The organism is Chroococcidiopsis sp., assembly GCF_051657925.1.
In the GTDB taxonomy this organism is placed as follows: Bacteria; Cyanobacteriota; Cyanobacteriia; order Cyanobacteriales; family Chroococcidiopsidaceae; genus Chroococcidiopsis.
In genome coordinates this window covers 1-18,647 of the sequence record NZ_JBOFLP010000376.1, presented here as the reverse complement: position 1 = coordinate 18,647, position 18,647 = coordinate 1, and the positions used below count along the sequence as shown (strand labels likewise).

Genomic DNA, 18,647 nt, shown 5'->3' with positions numbered 1-18,647 from the left:
AATCGTAGAAATGAGTTTTACAGCCTACTAAGCGTATTAGAGTAGGTTAGTAGTGCGATCGCGCGTTCTCTGTAGAATACATCTTTTTCTTAAACAAGTATTAAGTATTGAAGCCTCTTCCCGTAGAATTACTGAATTATGACTTTGTTAATTGGGAAGTAGATGAGATCTCTCCGTGAAATTGCGCTTGAGTACTCCAAAGGGGTAGCGTTAAATAGCTATGTCAGGGTGCTAAATCTACCTAACTAAAAACTTTTTGTAATAACTAGTAATGGAGGCGATCGCTCTTACATAAGAAGTGGGTAATTTAGAGCTATCTTTTACCCACGGTTTCTATATGCCAAAAAGACGAATCGAACGGATAGCTGCTGTGATATCAATTGTCTCATTCGGTGGCTCAATGATTTTTGGAGCTGTGCAGGCTGTTAGCAGTGGATTGAATCAGGATCGAGAGATTCGTCCAGCAGTAGCTTCGGCGGAGCCATCATCAGTATCGTTACCAAAATCTGAAATGCAGGCTCAAGCACGGGAGTATGAACTTGTTTTAAAAAGCGAACCGGATAATCAGTTTGCATTAGAAGGATTGGTGCAAGTTAGACTTCAGATGCGCGATCGTAAAGGAGTTGTTCAACCTTTGGAAAAGTTAGTTAAACTTAATCCTACTAAGCAGGAGTATAAAACATTATTAGCACAAGTAAAGCAAGAATTAGGCAATAAAACAAAAGTTCAAAGCTAAAGGTTAAGATGTTTCAGAGACTAGAGCGATTAAGCGATAATTTGTGAAATTGGTAGAATACAATCAATAGTTAATAACTATTAACCATTAACCATTAACAGCCCTTCTCAAAATTTCACAACTGAAACAGGCTCGCTGATTTAATCTTTTTGAGGGAGTTGAACTGATAATCCTCCTTGAGGTGTAATAGCTACTTTACCTCCCAAAGATTGAATGCGATTGATAGCTAACTTACGGACGCGCTCGTCAATTGCGTTGTTAAATACCATAACCCAAGCACTAACTTTTGCTGATTTACTTAATGGATTTTTTTCTAGAAATTTAGCTGTTTGTCGAGAAATAACAATGACACTTTTACTTTCTTCATCTGAATAAATACTTGCCCAATTTGCTGCTGTTTCAAATGATTTTTTTGCAGATGTGGCGTTGTCTGTAAATAACAATTCGTTCATTCCTTTGTAGCGCCAGACATAGTACGATTTAGGTGGAAACTGAGCTGACATATGTTTTAAGCCTTGTTCCATCAATGCTATTGTTCTCTCTGGCATTCCAGCATACATAGTTGTACTACCAGAAAGGAAAGGGTAAGCATGGAGAAAATAAGGATCGCGATCGATGATGACTTCAAAAAATTCTGGACTGAGGCTATAACCAGTTTTATCGCGAACTGTGTCGTCGCCGAAGTAAATCAGGAAGCTAATAAATGTCCAATCAGAAACTAAGTTATTAAACCCAAAGCTAGGTAGTTTACGTAAGACTTGAAGGCGTTGTTTTTCTACTTCTAGTTCTTGATTGAGTTGTGCTATTGAGGTGGTTTGTGCTTTGTTACTCAATTTGTTTAATTGTGGTAGCTGTAAAGCACCGATTGCGATCGCACTTAATAATATTGCGATCGGCGTGCCTAGAAACTGAGATAGATTTTGTCTAGCTAAAGTAATCATTTTTACTTGAGTTTTAGTAAGATAGTCTATCTATTTATATCTGTTTTAACACGATTGCTAAGTTTTGGATCTTATCGAGTTGCTTTGTTAAAAAGATCGTTGTGACTAGAGCTACTGTAGCCATCTCTAAAAGTTTTGTAAACAAATTAGAGAAATGCGATCGTTTCTCAAAAAGAAGTGGGCAGTATATACCTATCTTCTAGTCATGGTTTTTGAATACACAAATACGAATCGAATAAACGATTAATCTTGCATCAATTGACGTACATAAAGGAGTAATACTTTTCAGAAAATATCATTAGCAGCAAACTTCTCTAATTGAAATAAAATACTTCAAATAGACTCATAAATATATCATGTAAGCAAGAATACAAGACATTATTAATGTAAGTACAATACTAGCCTGGTAAGCTATATAGTAATGACTTTTGCGAAAGTAATAGCACGTAATAAGTTTTCTCGTTAAAAATTAAATTATCGTTAGGTATATCATACTGAGTACAAATGAGAGTCATATGATAAATGAATCTGCAAGTGTTGGTAATTTTCATGAGAAATCAGAACAGCTACTTGTGCATAAACTTGTACGGCAAGGAATGCTAGTTTTTGATGTTGGGGCAAATGTAGGAAATTATACATTTTTATTTAGTAAACTTATCAGTGATTCAGGAAAAGTATATTCATTTGAACCAACATATACCACCTTTGAAAAACTGAAATGCAGAGTAGAAAAAAGTGGTTCAACTAATATTAATCTTATAAGAAAAGCTGTATATTCTCAAAATAAAAACATTGAGTTTAATCAATTTCCTGAAAAATATTCGACGTGGAATAGTATAGGTAAACCTCGGATGTTAGATCCGCAAAATACTAATAACTACGTTCCTATAGTTCAGACGGAGATAATCGAAGCTATAACGCTTGACTCTTTTTGCCATAAACATGATATTCAAAAGATTGATTATCTAAAAATTGATGTTGAAGGAGCAGAAAGTGATGTTTTACAGGGTGCGAATAATCTCTTAAAAGCAAAGGCTATTTGTTTTATTCAATTTGAAATTTCTCAGAAAATGTTGGATGGCTTCAACAGAAAAGCCAAAGATACTTTTGATATTTTATATACAAACGGCTATGAGTGCCATCGAATTCTTCCAGATGGAGAGATTGGAGAAGAGGTAGTAGACTCTAATTCTTTTTATGAAAATTATATTGCTTTTCCTTCATTACCAATACATTTTTTAACAATCGTCCTTAACGGTGAACCTTTTATTCGTTACCATATTGACATATTTAAGCAACTACCATTCAGATGGCACTGGCATATCGTTGAAGGTGTAGCAGAATTGAAGCATGACACAGCATGGTGTCTTCAGTATGGAGGCAAAATTACAAATAAGCTTCATAGTAATGGACTTAGTTATGATGGCACGACAGAGTATCTAAACGAACTAGTACAGCAACACCCTGAAAATATTACTGTCTATCGAAAACCGGAAGGAGAGTTTTGGAGTGGCAAAAGAGAGATGGTCAATGAGCCATTATCTAATATCAATGAAGACAGTTTACTATGGCAAGTAGATGTAGACGAGTTATGGACAATTGAACAGATTTGTACTGTGCGGCAAATGTTCGTTAAGAATCCTGATAAAACAGCTGCATATTACTGGTGTTGGTATTTTGTTGGGGAAAACATTATTATTAGTACTCGTAACTGTTATGCTCAAAATCCTCAACAAGAATGGCTACGTACTTGGAGATATAAATCAAGTGCTGTCTGGTTAGCTCACTCGCCCCCTATACTAGCTGAACCTCTGCCAAATAGTCAATGGAGGAATATAGCAACAATTAATCCTTTTACGCATCAAGAAACAGAAAAACTAGGTTTGATTTTTCAGCATTTTGCTTATGTAACACCAGAACAATTGCAATTTAAAGAACAATATTATGGTTATAAAAATGCAGTTTCTAAATGGCAGAACCTGCAAGCACAAACTCGATTTCCCGTGCTTCTGCGTGAGTATTTTTCTTGGGTTAGAGATGGAACTCAGGTAGACAAGGCAAGTTCGTGCGGTATAATACCAATCGCACATAAGAGAGATAATAGCGATACTTGGCAGTTTCTCTCATCTGAAGCATTGAATAAACTAGCTATCAAGCAAATAAAGATAACTCCAATTATCATTGTTGACGGTCTATTTTTCCAACTTTATAAGACTGGTATTGCAAGAGTTTGGCGATCGCTATTGGAAGAATGGGTAAATAGTGGTTTTGCTCGGCATCTTATTGTCCTAGATCGTGCTAAAACCGCTCCAGCTATTGCCGGAATTAAGTATCGCTCTGTACCAGCTTATGATTATGGTAATACAGATGCTGATCGCGCTATGCTTCAGCAAGTTTGTGATGAAGAAAATGCCGATTTATTTATTTCTAGTTACTACACCACACCTTTATCAACTCTATCTGTGTTTCTAGCACATGACATGATTCCAGAACTTATGGGAGCAAATCTAAATCATCCCATGTGGCGAGAGAAACACTATGGAATTCAACACGCAACTGCTTATATTGCGGTTTCAGAACAGACAGCGCGTGACCTCGTTAAATTCTTCCCCGACATTTCTCCAGAATCTGTAACAGTTGCACAAAATGGAGTAGATCGCCAAATATTCTCACCAGCTGATTCTGACAAGATAGATCGGTTTAAAACAAAGTACGGTATTTACAAACCATACTTCCTCATAGTTGGTGCTGGTGCTGGTTATAAGAATAGTATTTTGTTCTTGAAAGCTTTTGCTCAACTTCATAGCAAGCAGGGATTTGATATTGTCTGTACGGGAAGCGGGTATATATCTGGTGTTGATTTTAGAATTTATACATCAGGTAGTACCGTGCATATGCTGCAACTCAGTGATGAGGAATTGAGCATTGCTTATTCTGGTGCTGTAGCGTTAGTTTATCCCTCGAAGTATGAAGGATTTGGCTTACCTGTTCTGGAGGCTATGGCTTGTGGGTGTCCAGTGATTACTTGTCACAATGGAGCCATTCCTGAAGTCGCAGGAGAAGCAGCTTTATACGTGAATGATGAAGATGTAGATGGACTTGCAAATGCTCTTTGTGAAGTACAAAAGCCTATAGTTCGCAATTCTTTGAGCTTTGCTGGACTACAACAAGCGCAAAAGTTTTCTTGGTCAAAGATGGCTGAAATAATAAGTTCTGCTTTGATGAATACTACTCTTCTATCACTAAATTTGAGAGAGATTAACTATATTATCTTTCCAGATTGGTCGCAATCGGAAGAGACAATTAGTGAAGAATTAGAGCAAGTAATTAGAGCGATCGCAACTCATCCAGATAGTAATAAAATCACTCTCCTGGTCAATAAAGGAAATTTGGATGAAGAGGAAGTTGGTCTAATTTTATCTAGTGTCAGTATGAATCTGCTAATGCAGGAAGATTTAGATATTTCAGACAGCGCGGAAATTTCTTTGATAGGACAGTTGAGTGAAGTGCAATGGCAAGCCTTGTTACCTCACATTCAAGCTCGAATTATTCTGGAAAATGAAGATCGAGAGGCGATCGCTCACGTAAAAGCAGAAAATCTGCCTTTTTGTGAACTAGATAATTGTTAGCCCTCTCGCTGCCTAGCTCTGTTGCTCTGTTTACAACTCTGATGCTGAAAGCCGTCCTTCAACTGGCTTATACTCATCTTCTAATAACCAAGTTTGAGCTTCATCGTAGGTTGCGCTGCTGAAGACAACTTTATAATTCTCAGCCGGATCGTACACGCGACAGCTTCCTGCTGGATTGCCTAGCAGCAGCAGTATGTAAGGAGGAGATAGCATCGGATCGATCCAGACTTCAACAAAATTCCATTCACTCTTGGCTGGGTCGAGTGCGGGGGATGACATGGTATCTGATTTTCTGCATCAATTTTCACCTCTCCTTGGCTGTATTATAGAGTAGTACAGGCTATAAATATGATGAAACAATTGTGAGCATCGAACAAGCTATCGTTGAGAATCTACGAGTCCTACCTTTAGAAAAGCAGCAGGAAGTTCTAGACTTTGTAGAATTTCTCAAGACTAAAAGCCGATTAAAAGTTACTCGTCGTAGTATTAAAGGACTCTGTGCAGATTTAAAAATTCATATTACAGAAGAAGACATTGCCGAAGCACGGCAGGAAATGTGGGAAAGCTTTCCTAAAGAGGATTTTTAATGACCTCTGTAGTCGCAGATACACACGCGATAATCTGGTACTTAGTGGAACCAACTCGATTATCAGCAAATGCTTTATTAGCTCTTGATAGAGCCACCAATACAGAGCAGTCTATTGGTATATCTGCTATCTCAATTGTTGAAATATTTACCTAGTAGAACGGGATAGATTACCAAAGCTTGTCCTTCAACGCTTGCTTAATGTTTGTGATGCCAGAGATGCAGCAGTTGTTAGCATACCGCTTAGCCGTGCCATTGCCGAAACTATCCATCAAATACCTCGTGATTCTGTACCGGATATGCCCGATCGCATTATTGCAGCAACAGCACTATACCTAAACTTACCGCTAGTCACCCGCGATCGCAAAATTCAGTCTTTAGAAGAAGTTCAAATAATTTGGTAGTTGTTAATGCTGATGGATGAGATTAGACAAAATTAACCTCAACATACCTTTGCCACATCTGTTTGTAAGCTTTCTCCATTTCTTGGGTAAACTGCTTAGCATTCCACAAAGGAGATGTTTGCCTCGACTGTCTCAGTTTCCAAGCAACTTGTTGCCTAAGGGTAGGAGCTGTGCCTAATTTTACGCCCCATTCTATGTATTCCTCATCCGTCCAAGCAATACCTTCGGTTACACCAACATTCATCATAAAAGTGTAACTATTGCGGGCAGCAAATTGTTGACCTACTTTTGTGACTAGAGGTATACCCATCCACAATGTTTCTAGAGTTGTAGTTGCGCCGTTATAAGGATAGGTATCTAACACTACATCTGCAATTCCTAAATTGGCACGATGCACAAATTCGCTCGGATCTCTAGACAAAAACTTCAATCGCTCAGGATTGACTCCTTCGGCTTCAGCAACTTGCGTGAAAAATTTACGCACAGTGTGTTCGTCAGCCTTACCCTTAATTAAGAAATAGCTATTGGGTACTTGGCTGAGAATTTGCATTTGCAGTCGTACAGTATCTGGATGGCGCTTATAGCCTGTCTGAGAACTTAAGTAGATTACAGCATCTGAGGGAATTTCTAAATGTTCTCGGCGGAGAGTCGGTACGCCAACTTCAAAGCCATCTACTGCTACATAAGTTTGAGGTAAACGCCAGATTTTTTCACTGTAGTAATCTTGAGCATTTTCAGGTAATACGTAAGGATCGGCAATGTAGTAATCTATTGCTGGAAGTCCTGAAGCATCCCAACCTAACCATGTTACTTGTACAGGTGCGGGTTTAAGAGCCATGACTTGACAAGTCGTGTCTAAGGTCAGACTATCTAAATCTACTAGAATATCTATTTCGTCTGCTTTGATTTGAGTTGCTGTCTTTTGTGGTTCAACTCCAAATGTATGAACGCAATCTACTTGTTTTTCAAACCATTGATAGCCTTCAGCTTCTTGATAAATTAAATAAAGATTAGTTTGAAATGCTTCTCGAGCATAGTATTGGAATAACCAACGACTCAGCCAACCAACTGAATGCCCTTTAAGAGTATGGGCAACGTAGCCTATTTTTAGCTTTTTAGTAGCTGTAATAGAATTAGTCCAAGTCTGAACAACAGAAGTACTTTTTGCCTGAAAATTATTTTGAAAGATTCGAGCAATTTGATTCTGTAAAGGGCGATTTTCTTGCGGTCTATCTTCAATGTATGGCAAGAAAAAGTTAGCAGTTAAGATATGGCTGTCGAGATATAAGGATTCATCAGGATGTTGTAGTAGTTCTGGAATTAAAGCTTTGTGACGTTGGACAATATTTTCTAAATCTAGCCAAGAACCCGCACTGAGAATGGCGCGAAGTAATATATAACTGCCTTGAAGTTGCCAATATGGACTTTGACAGTTCTGAAAAAAATGTTTTGCTGTTTCTATTGCTGCTTGATGACATCCAGCTTTGGAATGAAAACAAGATAAATGTCTGAGCGCTTCTGGATGTTCTGAGTTTAATCGCAAACACAACTGAGCTAAATCGGTAGCAAAGTCCGGTCGATCTAATTGATGAGCTATTTTTACTGCGATTGGCATCACAGTATCAATGAAAGCCGCAGGTGTATCTGTATAATGAGGGAGGCAAGATTCAGCAAATGATAAACTTGCTGGAATGGGATAATCAACCAACTTTTGTAGCGTTTTGAGTAACAGATTTAAATCTATTTCTATTGATGAAACTTGCTGAATTAATGTATTAACCTGCCAGTCTGCTATGTCTTGAGATGTTATATTATCTAAATCTAAGCCTAGCTGAATTATCTGGAGGATATTATCAATATAGGTTGGAGTAATTTCGCGAATATGCTGCCGAATTAGCCAACTCAATTGGAGATTTTCTGTTTCTAATTGCCGTTGAGCTTCGGTGTTGAGAATCTGAACGAGTTCTTCAGTCCATTGTTTGGTCTCCTCGTCGTTAGCTTCAGCCATTGCTAACAGCCAAGTTGTTTGGGCAGCTTCTTCTTGTTCTTGAAGTAGATAAGCTAACCCTAAGTACCAGTAATGGCTAATAAATTCAGGTTCATCGGCAATTGCCCGTTCGTATAGACTAGCAAGTTGATTATATTTACCTTGTGTTAGTAGATTGCTAGTTTGTGTCTGTAAGTTTAGTGCAAAGACCATATTTTATTGAGTGATAGCAAGAATTTTATTTGCAAGATTCAATTGCTATTTTAGTCTCGTTAGATATGAACGTACAAATCTGTAAAATAAGTTTGAAAACACCGAGAAATTAGACTAATTTTGTCCGAGTTCTACGTTACTACCACAAGCATTAGTGCCTGGACGACCAGATATAGGTAATGAGGTAATGTTGCCTGCTGAGGCAGATTCACAGATAATGCCAGAAATGATTTGTTTCTGGTTGCCATCGGCATATCTTTCAACTACACCAACATAACCTTTAAGCATTGTATCGGATGTAGTTGCATTTACCGTACCAAGTGACGTATTACCGGAAAGATTGTATGTGTAGTTGGCTGTTGAACTAGGTAAGCCAATGGATAATTCACTCATAGCATTGGCAAAATAACCTTGAGTTAACCAATGAGTAGATTGAGCAGCATTGATATGAGCGATACTTGATTTTGCTTCAGCTTGTTTGGCTTTGGGAATTTCATTTAAAATCGTCTTCATCCCAATTACCGATAGAATTCCAAGGATGATGATAACGACAAGTAATTCAATGAGAGTGAATCCAGCGTTCTGATTTTGGTGATGAAGTCTTATATATTGATACGTCAATATTAGCTGAGATTTCATAGTATTTCAGAAAAGAGAATCGCTTGTTTGAATTAATAGTATATAAAGCAAGAAACTATTCTTAAAGACAAGGGTAACTCCATGAAGAGTTACCCTTTCAACACACAATACAATTAATAGTAAACTGAGAACAGCTTACTTAACCGACTTAAAGTTAGTTCCACATGCAGCAGCAGTTTCTAAAGTGGTTTGAGTTGTATCAAGATCTGGATAATCGGGATCGCCAGTTCCAGCAACATCAGCTTCACAAGCAACAGTAGCAATCACGCTGTTGCTGTTGCCATCTTTGAAAAATGCGTTACCACCACGGTATCCTTTCATGGCGCTGTTAGCGGCTGTTGCTTTAATACCAGCTGTGTCGTCACCTCCTATTACATTGTATGTATAGTTAGCGGTAACAGTTGGTAATCCCAAAGCCAGAGTACTCATGTCTCCAGCAAAGTCGTTATTAGTGTTTCTGTGCAGAGCTTGAGCGTTGTTGACTTGGCTCATTGTGGTCTTAGCTTCAGCTTGCTTCGCTTTAGCGGTTTGGTTCAGGAAGTTGGGTAGAGCAATAGCTGCTAGAACACCGATGATGATAACAACAACCAATAATTCAATCAGGGTGAAACCTTCGTTACTGTCTTTCTTTTTGCCGAGGAGGAATTGGAGGTATTTAACTTTTAGATCGGATTTCATGATTCTAGTTTCCTTAGTGGGGGGTGAAGTGTGTGGCTCATTGCCTTGTTACAAGTAACTTACCCCCGTCTAAATCAGATCATGTCACCTATTTTCAAAATTCAGTGGTTACACACAGTTTGGGGGGAGAAGGGGAAAACTTTATATTGTTTTAATATAAGTTTGTTATAGATGGCGTGAATATTACGTAGTTCTCGATCCCCCCAACCCCCCTTAAAAAGGGGGGCGAATAGAATTTGCGTCTACACAAACAAAACCCGCCTGGGTTTCAAGCGCGATCGCCTGTCGGGGAAGTAGGGATGCGATCGCCCTTCGGTGAAGTGAGAATGCGATCGCGCCTTTTAGTGAAGTAGGGATGCGATCGCGTCAAAACTAACTCATTAGAATATGCATAGGATATTGGGTAGGAGAGCAAGATGAATACATCTATTCTGGATTGCGTGGTTGAGCAATTGAAAGATATGCCTGAGAATTTACAGCAGCAAGTACTTGAATATGCGCGTGCTTTAGCAGGTTCAAAAATTCAAGGTGTTCCAGGTCAGCAACTACTGCGTTTTGCAGGCGCAGTACCAACGGACGATATACACCTAATGCGGGAAGCTATTGAACAAGGCTGCGAGCAGGTTGACACCAGTGAGTGGTAAATACCTGCTGGATACTAACATCATCATTGCACTCTTTGCCGATGAGGTAGCGGTCAAAAGCAATCTTGCACAAGCAGATGAAGTCTTCATATCAAGTATTGCCATTGGCGAGTTGTGTTATGGTGCAAGAAAATCAAGGCGCTCAAAAGAGAATTTAGAACGGATTGATGAGTTGGTAGCCACTACTGCTGTACTTGGATGTAATATACAAACCGCTCGTTATTACGGGGAAGTTAAGAATAAATTGCGTCTCAAAGGCAGACCATTACCTGAAAACGATATCTGGATTGCAGCACTTGCGCTTCAGTATAATTTGACATTAGTTACACGCGATGCTCACTTTCAAGAAGTTGAAAACCTTCAAATAATCGCTTGGTGAGAAATTGCAAGGCACGATCGCCCTTTAGTGAAGTGAAAATGCGATCGCCTGTTGGTAAAGTGGAAGTGCGATCGCCTGTCGGGGAAATAGAAATGCGATCGCCTGTGGGACGTATTGAAGAGAATGCGTTTCTCTAGCGAACGCAATACAATATTGAGACAATCATTACAATAGAAACTTATGCAAATTCAAATTGCTTTACCGGATGATGTCGCTCATTCCTTAGAGGTAAAATGGGGCAATTTAGAACGGAAATTACTAGAAATGCTGGCGATCGCGGCTTATCAAGAAGGTTCTATTAGTGCTGGAAAAGTGCGAGAATTGCTAGGGATGCCTACTCGTTTAGAGGTCGATGCGTTTCTCAAAGAAAAAGGTGTATATTTGCACTACGATGAGGCTGACTTTGAACAAGATATCCATACCATGCGGAAGCTAGAGCAAGAGGGGCAACTAAAGCGGTAATGATTGTCGTTTCGGATACCTCGCCTCTGTGCTATTTGCTACTAATTGAAGAAATTGAAGTTTTACCGCAGTTGTTTAATCGAGTAATTATTCCTCCCAGAGTACGCGATGAGTTGTTAGCACCTGCTGCACCCCTAGTTGTTCGAGAGTGGATAGCACAGCCTCCAGAATGGCTGGAGGTGCAAGCCATTACAGGTGAAATTAATCCAGCCTTAAATCAGTTAGACTTGGGAGAGCAGGAAGCCATTACCTTGGCTCTTCAACTGAAAGCAGATTTAATTTTGTTAGATGACTTGGTAGTAAGACGCATAGCAGTCCAGTTTGAGCTAGAGATTGTCGGCTTGCTGGGTATTCTTGGTTCTGCAGCAGAGAAAAGAAAAATTGATTTTTCTACTGCAATTGAGCGGTTGCAACAAACCACATTTCGAGTTTCACCCAAATTGATTCAGTCGCTTTTGCCGCAGCACCAAAGTGACGACCAACTATAATTCTTATGAATGCTAACTTGAGGACAGTATTTTTACAATAGCGCGATCGCCCTTTAGTAAAGTAGAAATGCGATCGCCCTTTAGTAAAGTAGAAATGCGATCGCGTCTATTGGTGTAGCGGAGATGCGATCGCAAGCAAAGCCATACTTGAAAAAACTACAACTAAGACTTGCCATTCTCTGGCATAGTCGCAGGAATTATGTCATGCCTGTTTTTTCGATAGATTCTGAAATCGCTGTCTAGTGTTAGCAAAGCACTTTCTGGGTTTTGTTCAGCCATTCGCACTAAACAGGCATCAGCTAGAGACATGGGTACAGACTAATAACGAACAAGCAGTTCACCTATGTTGCTAACTTCTTCTTGAAGGCGAAAAGGTACTTGGATGATTCCTGTATTGACCAGAGAAATAACCGCTTCTTGTCCAGAATAGAGATTTTGTAGTAGAAAACAAGCCTCTACAAGTACTGCTTCACAAGTTAAAATTGGCGGCTCGATCTTATTCCACTCCGCTGCTGCCCAGCTATGATACTTATCGCGGCGATTAATCAGAGCTACCAATGGACCTGTATCTATTAGCACCTGTCGCTTCATTCCAGCCCGAATCCTTCCATATACTTTTTATTAGTAGAAAGATCTTCTGGTCCTTCAACACAGCCAACCCATTTCTGGGCAAGAGCTAGTGCTGACAATACAGGTTTGTCCTCTTGGCTATCGGACTGTTTTACAGGGGTTTTACTTTGCAGGAACTCTACAAAGTCAAGCACTTCTTGCTGTTTGTCGATGGGAAGGGTTTTTAGTTTTTCTAAAACTATCTGCTCGATACTCATATATATACCTCTAGTCGATCGGCTAGTCGCTGGTGTGGTTATAAATTAGCATGTGGTGAATCGAATTTGCGGTTATACAGGCAAAACCCGTCTGCATAGGTTATAGGCGCGATCGCGCCTGTTGATAAAGTAGAAATGCGATCGCCCTTTGGTAGAGTCGGGATGCGATCGCTCATGACTTCTGTGTGTACAATGTCCGTATAAAGAATATAATTGCAAGCGAAGCTGAGCTAAGTCATCGCTATGTCAGGCAAAACCAGAATAAAAGATAACAGAATCGATCTGCGGGTAACTCAAGAACAAAAGGAGTTATTGGAGCGTGCAGCTACCCTAAAAGGAGTTTCTGTAAGTGCCTACACCTTATTGCACGTTCTACCAGCTGCTAAACAGGATGTAGACTCTCATGAAAGGCTAGTACTATCAGACCGCGATCGCGATCTATTTATGTCAGTGATGGAAAATCCACCCGCACTGAAGGGAAAGCTGAAATCTGCGATCGCTCGATATAGAGAAAAGTATGGAGAGTGATGTCGAGAGGCGATGGGATTTTTTGCCCATAGATAAGAAGTACCAAAGAGATTCTTTTGATTGCGGTTATCCCGTGTTAAACGAATATTTGAAAAAATATGCCCGACAAAATCATTTGAAGGGAATAGCTAAAACTTTTGTAGCAGTCTCTACATCTGGAGGGCTGAAATTTGATGGCTACTACACCATCAGCTCCAGTGTCATAGAATATGAATCTGTGTCAAATGAGTTCAAGCGTCAAATACCTGCTTATCCGATTCCCGCAGTATTGATAGGTAAGTTAGCTGTAGATCGAGCGGTGCAAGGACAAGGTGTGGGTAGAGAACTTTTAGTAAATGCCTTATTCCGTGCCGTGCGAGCCTCTCAGGAAATAGGCATATATGCAGTGAGAGTTGATGCCATAGATTTGACAGCAAAGGCATTTTATCTTAAGCATGAGTTTATTCCCTTTCAAGATAACGAGCGATCGCTCTTTTTACCAATAGAGACTATTTTGAGGGGGTTTGATTGAGAAGAGAAAGTGGGCGAATTGAATTCTACACAGGCAAAACCCGACAAGCGCGGGTTTCAAATGCGATTGCCCTTTAGTAGAGTAGAAATGCGATCGCCTCTTAGTAGAGTGGGTAAGTGCAGGAGTCCGAGAACTCCGCTAAGCTATAATAATGCCCCATCAGGTTTCTGCGATCGCATCACCACAAAAATCATTATATTTCTTCTAGAATAAGTTATTCAGTATAAACTATAACTCATCAGCTTGGTGCATATTGACTCGTCGAACATATGGCAATTTTACACTGTAATTGGATCGAAAAAGAACGGCAAAGCTATCTATTTGTTTGGGGTGAAGTTTGGCGTTCTTTAGTAGGAGATATCGAGATAAACGCGGCTACAGATGTTCCCGTTCACCCTCTAGTAATGACAGCTCGCGAACTTTTAGAATGGTGGCGTGCCTCAGATATTTCCATTCCTAAATCTTTATCTCTATCTGAGCAAAAGCAGGGGCTAGCGCAGAAAAATAGCGAAACTTCACCAACTGACCTACCAACTCTAAGCCAAACTATTGCCTTACCAAGCATAGAAACTCAGCAGCAGAAAAACACCTTTGTTCGTCCACTGTATTCTGCTCCTATAAATGAAGAAAATGACGACCGAGAAACTGCAAAAACTCAATTTTTATATCCGTGGCAAGTTGAAGGTTTTTACCTAAAACCGCAAGAGGCGATCGCATTTTTAACATCACTACCTTTAGCCGTCGATCGCCCAGAAAATTCATGGATGGGGGGCGATTTACGTTTTTGGTCGCAAGTAGCGCGATGGAGTTTAGATTTACTCAGTCGAGGCAAATTTGTTCCTACTTTGAGCCAACAAAATCACGATCCTAACAGCTGTATTATTGCTCGTTGGCGCTCGCTCCTCGACAGTGCGATCGATTCCTCACGGTTAGCAAAATTTGCCAAAGCAATGCCTACGGTTTGTCAATTTTATCAAGTCATAGGGAGCAGGGAGCAGGGAGTAGGGAGTAGGGAGAAGAGAGCAGAGGAGCAACAACCAACAACTAACAACCAACAACTAATAACCAATTACCAATTTGTTAGTTTTCCTACTCCGCCACAAGAATTAATTCTAGAATTTCTCAACAGTACAATTGACGCACAAGTCAGAGCGATCGCGCAGCAAAATGCGCAAAATAATTCTTTATCAACCGTACCTTCACCTCTTAAAGAATGGTTGCAAAGTTTAACTGCTGACGCAAAAATACCAGTAGAACCAGCACAATTAGAACGCCTAGAAGCGATCGTCAAAGCTTGGACTGCACCAATTCAATATCAATTAGAAGGGCGGAGTCTATTTCGGACTTGTTTCCATTTATCTCCTCCAATTGAAGGTAAAAATAATTGGACTTTAAGTTACTCTTTACAAGCAGTAGACACGCCCGAATTTATCGTTGAGGCAGCTACAATTTGGCAGCATCCAGTTGCTAACTTAGAATATCGCGAGCGCACGATTTCGCAACCGCAGGAAACTTTACTGAGGGGTTTAGGATTAGCTTCAAGACTTTATCCTTCGATTGCACCCAGTTTAGAACAACCATTTCCTCAATCTTGTAGCCTCAATCCCTTACAAGCATACGAATTTATTAAATCAGTCGTATGGCGATTTGAGGATAGCGGTTTGGGTGTGATTTTACCCTCTAGTTTAGAGCGCGAGGGTTGGGCAAATCGTTTAGGGCTAAAAATTAGTGCCACAACTCCGAAAAAAAGCGATCGCCTGGGATTGCAAAGCCTACTGAATTTTAAATGGGAATTAGCGATCGGCGGGCAAACTTTATCGAAAGCAGAATTCGATCGCTTGGTGAAGTTAAATAGCCCCCTCGTAGAAATTAATGGTGAGTGGGTAGAATTGCGTCCCCAAGATATTAAAACAGCCCAAGCTTTCTTTACGGCGCGTAAAGATAACTTGAATTTAAGTCTAGAAGATGCTTTGCGATTGAGTACGGGCGACACCCAGACGATTGAAAAACTTCCTGTCGTCAGTTTTGAAGCATCGGGGGCGCTACAAGAATTAATGACAGCGCTAACAGATAACCAAGCGATCGCACCTTTAACCACGCCAGAGGGCTTTCGCGGCGAATTGCGCCCCTATCAAGCACGGGGTGCGGGGTGGTTGAGTTTCCTCGAACGCTGGGGCTTAGGCGCGTGTCTGGCGGACGATATGGGACTGGGAAAAACGATCCAATTCATCGCTTTTCTGCTCAATCTCAAGCAACAAAAAGCATTAGAAAAGCCGACTTTGCTAGTTTGTCCTACTTCTGTATTGGGGAACTGGGAACGGGAAGTGAGAAAATTTGCCCCGCAGTTAAAAGTTTTCATGTATCACGGCGATAAAAGACCAAAAGGCAAGACATTTGAGCAAACTGTCACAGGTAAGGATTTAGTTATTACCAGCTATGCTTTGATATATCGCGATTTAAAAACTCATCAAAGCGTTTCTTGGCAAGGAATTGTTTTAGATGAAGCACAGAATATCAAAAATTCTGAAGCCAAGCAATCTCAAGCAGTGCGTCAGTTAGAAGCCCAATTTCGCTTTGCTTTGACGGGTACGCCAGTAGAAAATAGATTGCAAGAATTGTGGTCAATTCTAGATTTTATCAATCCTGGTTATTTAGGACAACGGCAATTTTTTCAACGACGATTTGCAATTCCAATTGAGAAATATGGCGATGCGGCTTCTTTGAAAACATTGCGATCGCTGGTTCAGCCTTTTATTTTGCGGCGATTAAAGAGCGATCGCAGTATTATTCAAGATTTGCCAGAAAAGCAGGAAATGACTGAATTTTGTGGCTTGTCTCCCGAACAGGCAAAACTGTACGAACAATTAGTTGAAACATCCTTAGCTGAAATTGATGCTGCTGATGGAATTCAGCGCCGAGGGATGATTTTAGCTTTGTTGGTGAAATTAAAACAACTGTGCAATCATCCTGGGCAATTCTTAAAAGAAACGACCCTCAAAGAACCACAGCGATCGGGTAAACTGATTCGGTTACAAGAGATGTTAGAAGAAGCGATTTCAGAAGGCGATCGCGCTTTAATTTTTACTCAATTTGCGGAATGGGGCAAATTATTAAAACCGCATTTAGAACAAAAGTTAGGTCGAGAAATATTTTTTCTTTATGGTAGTACTTCCAAGAAACAAAGAGAGGAAATGATCGATCGCTTCCAGCACGATCCACAGGGTCCACCCGTAATGATTTTATCTCTCAAAGCTGGTGGTACGGGATTGAATTTAACGCGGGCAAATCATGTATTTCACTTCGATAGATGGTGGAACCCAGCCGTAGAAAATCAGGCTACAGATCGGGTATTTCGGATCGGTCAAACCCGCAACGTTCAAGTACACAAATTTGTCTGTACGGGAACTTTAGAAGAGAAAATCAACGACATGATTGAAAGCAAAAAAGCTTTAGCCGAACAAGTTGTAGGTGCAGGTGAGAATTGGTTGACTGAGTTAGACACAGACTCTTTACGTCAATTACTCGTACTAGAACGCAATGCAGTCATTGAAGAAGATGAGGAGTAACAATAAGGTGCGTTAATAACGCACCTACCACTGAGAAAATTATCGAGAATGCAAATAATAAATGTTAGATACAGAAGACCCCATTATAGTCGCCAATTACAATGCTAATTGGTCTGACCAATACGAGCAGGAAAAAATATGTATTCTTAATGCTTTAGGTGATGCTATTGCCGATATTCAGCATATCGGGAGTACATCAGTGCCAGGATTAGCTGCAAAACCTGTAATCGATATTTTACTGGGACTCAAACAAATTCCACCCTTGCCAACTCAAATTGCAAATCTTGAAGCACTTGGTTATTTGTATTGTGGCGAACTAGGAATTCCTAATAGATATTATTTTCGCCGAGGAATGCCTCGTACTTATCAAATTCACGCCGTACAAATAGATAGCGAATTTTGGCGATCGCATATTCTTTTTCGTAACTTTCTCATCGCGCATCCAGCAGCAGCAAAACAATATGAAGATTTAAAACGTAAATTAGCTGTGGAATTTCGCAGCGATCGCGATCGATATACTAATAATAAAGCTCCATTGATTCAGCAACTACTCGTCCAAGCACAAGCATGGCAAAAAACTTTGTAGAGAAGTAATTGTATTTTAATTTAAGCTCCTTGTTTCTCTTTTTCATTTTGTTTATCTGCTAATCTCCGTTCCCATTTTTTTGCTATTGTATCAGCAGTCATGTACATAGCTTTTGCCTTTTCAGTTGCAACTCTAGCTATTTCAACTAGTTCAGCTAGCTCTTTTTCATCGGGTAATTGGTTCATAATTAGCTCTGCAAACGAGTCATAATCCTTCTTACCTCTATTTTAGTCTCGATCGCTTGACCAAGTAACGTGCTTAAATCTTCTCCTGCTTCTTGAATCTCTTCAGCAGAAGCGTCGTCCGTTGCTAGTCCCTGCAAAAATACTTGGATTCGTCGTTTACTATTCTCAACAAAGGCAAGAACAGTGCTAAAGTAGGCAAAAAACTGAATCATCTGAGCATTATTTGGAAACTGAGATAGTAATTCTCTCACCCGAACCAGTCCATTGCTAGCTTCTTGCTCAGTGTAAGCTAGTTCTTGGTTAAGTTGATTAATCAGCGAACGAAGTTCTGAAAGAATCATTAAGATTGTATAGCAAATTAATTCAGCTCAATCAGCATACCGCTTCAATACTGCTGAAATGACATACTGCCTAATGCTAGGATGCACGAAGGAAGAGGAGAGGAAGCAGCATGACAACAAATCAAAGCTTTCAAGCGAGTCGAGAATGGTGGTCGCAACGCAGGCTAGATTTATTAGGTTCCTATCGGTTCAAAAAGCGATTGGAACGTGGCAGAAATTATGCACGACAAGGAAATATTCTAAGTATCAAATTTGAAGAATCTCAAGTATTAGCACGAGTACAAGGCACAGATCCAGAACCATACAAAGTTTCCCTA

Annotated in this window: 23 protein-coding genes and 2 pseudogenes; 14 read left to right on the top strand and 11 right to left on the bottom strand. The window is 40.0% G+C overall.

The features are described from left to right. Nucleotides 1-298 precede the first annotated feature (298 nt). On the top strand, nt 299-736 hold the full coding sequence (locus ACRC32_RS30135) for a tetratricopeptide repeat protein (RefSeq protein WP_438557434.1): 438 nt from the start codon (nt 299-301) through the stop codon (nt 734-736). A gap of 140 nt (nt 737-876) precedes the next feature. On the opposite strand, the gene ACRC32_RS30130 is transcribed toward ACRC32_RS30135, so the two are convergent. Beyond that, on the bottom strand, nt 877-1,677 hold the full coding sequence (locus ACRC32_RS30130) for a hypothetical protein (protein ID WP_438557433.1): 801 nt from the start codon (nt 1,675-1,677) through the stop codon (nt 877-879). A gap of 518 nt (nt 1,678-2,195) precedes the next feature. On the opposite strand from ACRC32_RS30130, the gene ACRC32_RS30125 reads away from it, so the two are divergent. Further along, nucleotides 2,196-5,306, top strand: a complete 3,111-nt coding sequence (locus tag ACRC32_RS30125) for an FkbM family methyltransferase (RefSeq protein ID WP_438557436.1) — start codon at nt 2,196-2,198, stop codon at nt 5,304-5,306. 30 nt (nt 5,307-5,336) lie between these two features. On the opposite strand, the gene ACRC32_RS30120 is transcribed toward ACRC32_RS30125, so the two are convergent. Next, entirely contained in the window at nt 5,337-5,585 is a 249-nt protein-coding gene (locus tag ACRC32_RS30120; RefSeq protein ID WP_438557432.1) for a hypothetical protein, read from the bottom strand. Nucleotides 5,586-5,668: 83 nt separating this feature from the next. Here ACRC32_RS30120 and ACRC32_RS30115 point away from each other — a divergent pair, with 83 nt between their 5' ends. Beyond that, nucleotides 5,669-5,893 (top strand): hypothetical protein, encoded by a 225-nt coding sequence (locus ACRC32_RS30115; protein ID WP_438557431.1) that lies wholly within the window; start codon nt 5,669-5,671, stop codon nt 5,891-5,893. 193 nt (nt 5,894-6,086) lie between these two features. Beyond that, on the top strand, nt 6,087-6,296 hold the full coding sequence (locus ACRC32_RS30110) for a PIN domain-containing protein (RefSeq protein ID WP_438557430.1): 210 nt from the start codon (nt 6,087-6,089) through the stop codon (nt 6,294-6,296). Nucleotides 6,297-6,318: 22 nt separating this feature from the next. On the opposite strand, the gene ACRC32_RS30105 is transcribed toward ACRC32_RS30110, so the two are convergent. The 4 genes and pseudogenes from ACRC32_RS30105 to ACRC32_RS30090 form a co-directional block, all read right to left on the bottom strand. Then, nucleotides 6,319-8,496 (bottom strand): O-linked N-acetylglucosamine transferase family protein, encoded by a 2,178-nt coding sequence (locus ACRC32_RS30105; protein WP_438557429.1) that lies wholly within the window; start codon nt 8,494-8,496, stop codon nt 6,319-6,321. Nucleotides 8,497-8,610: 114 nt separating this feature from the next. Continuing rightward, nucleotides 8,611-9,009: a type IV pilin-like G/H family protein gene (locus tag ACRC32_RS30100; protein ID WP_438557435.1), complete on the bottom strand. Its 399-nt coding sequence runs from the start codon at nt 9,007-9,009 to the stop codon at nt 8,611-8,613. A 6-nt stretch (nt 9,010-9,015) separates the two neighbouring features. Further along, a pseudogene (locus ACRC32_RS30095) lies at nt 9,016-9,135 on the bottom strand (prepilin-type N-terminal cleavage/methylation domain-containing protein); the annotation flags it as partial. A 135-nt stretch (nt 9,136-9,270) separates the two neighbouring features. Further along, on the bottom strand, nt 9,271-9,813 hold the full coding sequence (locus tag ACRC32_RS30090) for a type IV pilin protein (protein WP_438557428.1): 543 nt from the start codon (nt 9,811-9,813) through the stop codon (nt 9,271-9,273). A gap of 416 nt (nt 9,814-10,229) precedes the next feature. On the opposite strand from ACRC32_RS30090, the gene ACRC32_RS30085 reads away from it, so the two are divergent. From ACRC32_RS30085 to ACRC32_RS30065, 5 genes are read left to right on the top strand one after another with little or no spacing between them, the layout of a single operon-like run. Then, complete coding sequence (locus ACRC32_RS30085; RefSeq protein WP_438557427.1) at nt 10,230-10,457, top strand: hypothetical protein; 228 nt, start codon at nt 10,230-10,232, stop codon at nt 10,455-10,457. Further along, nucleotides 10,447-10,836: a type II toxin-antitoxin system VapC family toxin gene (locus ACRC32_RS30080; protein ID WP_438557426.1), complete on the top strand. Its 390-nt coding sequence runs from the start codon at nt 10,447-10,449 to the stop codon at nt 10,834-10,836. The genes ACRC32_RS30085 and ACRC32_RS30080 overlap by 11 nt, the downstream gene beginning before the upstream one ends. Next, nucleotides 10,833-10,973: a hypothetical protein gene (locus ACRC32_RS30075; RefSeq protein WP_438557425.1), complete on the top strand. Its 141-nt coding sequence runs from the start codon at nt 10,833-10,835 to the stop codon at nt 10,971-10,973. The genes ACRC32_RS30080 and ACRC32_RS30075 overlap by 4 nt, the downstream gene beginning before the upstream one ends. Nucleotides 10,974-11,016: 43 nt before the next feature. Continuing rightward, a complete protein-coding gene (locus tag ACRC32_RS30070) occupies nt 11,017-11,298 on the top strand; it encodes a UPF0175 family protein (protein ID WP_438557424.1) in 282 nt (93 codons plus the stop codon). Continuing rightward, the gene (locus ACRC32_RS30065) at nt 11,298-11,786 is read left to right on the top strand and encodes a DUF3368 domain-containing protein (RefSeq protein ID WP_438557423.1); all 489 of its coding nucleotides are present in this window, start codon (nt 11,298-11,300) and stop codon (nt 11,784-11,786) included. The genes ACRC32_RS30070 and ACRC32_RS30065 overlap by 1 nt, the downstream gene beginning before the upstream one ends. 318 nt (nt 11,787-12,104) lie before the next feature. Here ACRC32_RS30065 and ACRC32_RS30060 read toward each other — a convergent pair whose 3' ends face one another. From ACRC32_RS30060 to ACRC32_RS30050, 3 genes are read right to left on the bottom strand one after another with little or no spacing between them, the layout of a single operon-like run. Further along, the gene (locus tag ACRC32_RS30060) at nt 12,105-12,377 is read right to left on the bottom strand and encodes a type II toxin-antitoxin system VapC family toxin (protein ID WP_438557422.1); all 273 of its coding nucleotides are present in this window, start codon (nt 12,375-12,377) and stop codon (nt 12,105-12,107) included. Next, a complete protein-coding gene (locus ACRC32_RS30055) occupies nt 12,374-12,613 on the bottom strand; it encodes a DUF2281 domain-containing protein (RefSeq protein ID WP_438557421.1) in 240 nt (79 codons plus the stop codon). The genes ACRC32_RS30060 and ACRC32_RS30055 overlap by 4 nt, the downstream gene beginning before the upstream one ends. A gap of 38 nt (nt 12,614-12,651) precedes the next feature. Then, complete coding sequence (locus ACRC32_RS30050) at nt 12,652-12,789, bottom strand: hypothetical protein (RefSeq protein ID WP_438557420.1); 138 nt, start codon at nt 12,787-12,789, stop codon at nt 12,652-12,654. Between the two features lie 67 nt (nt 12,790-12,856). Between ACRC32_RS30050 and ACRC32_RS30045 the strand changes: the two genes are divergently transcribed. The 4 genes from ACRC32_RS30045 to ACRC32_RS30030 all read left to right on the top strand — a co-directional run bounded on the left by ACRC32_RS30045 (nt 12,857) and on the right by ACRC32_RS30030 (nt 17,804). Beyond that, entirely contained in the window at nt 12,857-13,141 is a 285-nt protein-coding gene (locus ACRC32_RS30045) for a DUF1778 domain-containing protein (protein WP_438557419.1), read from the top strand. After that, nucleotides 13,131-13,652 carry a GNAT family N-acetyltransferase gene (locus ACRC32_RS30040; protein WP_438557418.1) on the top strand — a complete coding sequence of 174 codons (522 nt, stop codon included), beginning with the start codon at nt 13,131-13,133 and terminating at the stop codon, nt 13,650-13,652. Before ACRC32_RS30045 ends, ACRC32_RS30040 begins: the two co-directional genes overlap by 11 nt. 269 nt (nt 13,653-13,921) lie before the next feature. Continuing rightward, a complete protein-coding gene (locus tag ACRC32_RS30035; protein WP_438557417.1) occupies nt 13,922-17,218 on the top strand; it encodes a DEAD/DEAH box helicase in 3,297 nt (1,098 codons plus the stop codon). Between the two features lie 61 nt (nt 17,219-17,279). Beyond that, nucleotides 17,280-17,804 (top strand): GrpB family protein, encoded by a 525-nt coding sequence (locus tag ACRC32_RS30030; protein ID WP_438557416.1) that lies wholly within the window; start codon nt 17,280-17,282, stop codon nt 17,802-17,804. Between the two features lie 20 nt (nt 17,805-17,824). Here the strand turns inward: ACRC32_RS30030 and ACRC32_RS30025 are convergent, their stop codons facing one another. Continuing rightward, on the bottom strand, nt 17,825-17,989 hold the full coding sequence (locus tag ACRC32_RS30025; RefSeq protein ID WP_438557415.1) for a hypothetical protein: 165 nt from the start codon (nt 17,987-17,989) through the stop codon (nt 17,825-17,827). Nucleotides 17,990-17,991: 2 nt separating this feature from the next. Next, nucleotides 17,992-18,330, bottom strand: coding sequence for a restriction endonuclease subunit S (locus tag ACRC32_RS30020; protein ID WP_438557414.1), 339 nt, complete (start codon nt 18,328-18,330; stop codon nt 17,992-17,994). Between the two features lie 110 nt (nt 18,331-18,440). On the opposite strand from ACRC32_RS30020, the pseudogene ACRC32_RS30015 reads away from it, so the two are divergent. Further along, nucleotides 18,441-18,647, top strand: a pseudogene (locus tag ACRC32_RS30015) (hypothetical protein); the annotation flags it as partial.

What these genes read in the sequence shown, in the direction of transcription:
- ACRC32_RS30130 (WP_438557433.1), bottom strand. Translation starts at nt 1,677, where the DNA reads ATGATTACTTTAGCTAGACAAAATCTATCTCAGTTTCTAGGCACGCCG.
- ACRC32_RS30120 (WP_438557432.1), bottom strand. Translation starts at nt 5,585, where the DNA reads ATGTCATCCCCCGCACTCGACCCAGCCAAGAGTGAATGGAATTTTGTT.
- ACRC32_RS30105 (WP_438557429.1), bottom strand. Translation starts at nt 8,496, where the DNA reads ATGGTCTTTGCACTAAACTTACAGACACAAACTAGCAATCTACTAACA.
- ACRC32_RS30100 (WP_438557435.1), bottom strand. Translation starts at nt 9,009, where the DNA reads ATGAAGACGATTTTAAATGAAATTCCCAAAGCCAAACAAGCTGAAGCA.
- ACRC32_RS30090 (WP_438557428.1), bottom strand. Translation starts at nt 9,813, where the DNA reads ATGAAATCCGATCTAAAAGTTAAATACCTCCAATTCCTCCTCGGCAAA.
- ACRC32_RS30085 (WP_438557427.1), top strand. Translation starts at nt 10,230, where the DNA reads ATGAATACATCTATTCTGGATTGCGTGGTTGAGCAATTGAAAGATATG.
- ACRC32_RS30070 (WP_438557424.1), top strand. Translation starts at nt 11,017, where the DNA reads ATGCAAATTCAAATTGCTTTACCGGATGATGTCGCTCATTCCTTAGAG.
- ACRC32_RS30065 (WP_438557423.1), top strand. Translation starts at nt 11,298, where the DNA reads ATGATTGTCGTTTCGGATACCTCGCCTCTGTGCTATTTGCTACTAATT.
- ACRC32_RS30060 (WP_438557422.1), bottom strand. Translation starts at nt 12,377, where the DNA reads ATGAAGCGACAGGTGCTAATAGATACAGGTCCATTGGTAGCTCTGATT.
- ACRC32_RS30055 (WP_438557421.1), bottom strand. Translation starts at nt 12,613, where the DNA reads ATGAGTATCGAGCAGATAGTTTTAGAAAAACTAAAAACCCTTCCCATC.
- ACRC32_RS30050 (WP_438557420.1), bottom strand. Translation starts at nt 12,789, where the DNA reads ATGAGCGATCGCATCCCGACTCTACCAAAGGGCGATCGCATTTCTACT.
- ACRC32_RS30045 (WP_438557419.1), top strand. Translation starts at nt 12,857, where the DNA reads ATGTCAGGCAAAACCAGAATAAAAGATAACAGAATCGATCTGCGGGTA.
- ACRC32_RS30040 (WP_438557418.1), top strand. Translation starts at nt 13,131, where the DNA reads ATGGAGAGTGATGTCGAGAGGCGATGGGATTTTTTGCCCATAGATAAG.
- ACRC32_RS30035 (WP_438557417.1), top strand. Translation starts at nt 13,922, where the DNA reads ATGGCAATTTTACACTGTAATTGGATCGAAAAAGAACGGCAAAGCTAT.
- ACRC32_RS30030 (WP_438557416.1), top strand. Translation starts at nt 17,280, where the DNA reads ATGTTAGATACAGAAGACCCCATTATAGTCGCCAATTACAATGCTAAT.
- ACRC32_RS30025 (WP_438557415.1), bottom strand. Translation starts at nt 17,989, where the DNA reads ATGAACCAATTACCCGATGAAAAAGAGCTAGCTGAACTAGTTGAAATA.
- ACRC32_RS30020 (WP_438557414.1), bottom strand. Translation starts at nt 18,330, where the DNA reads ATGATTCTTTCAGAACTTCGTTCGCTGATTAATCAACTTAACCAAGAA.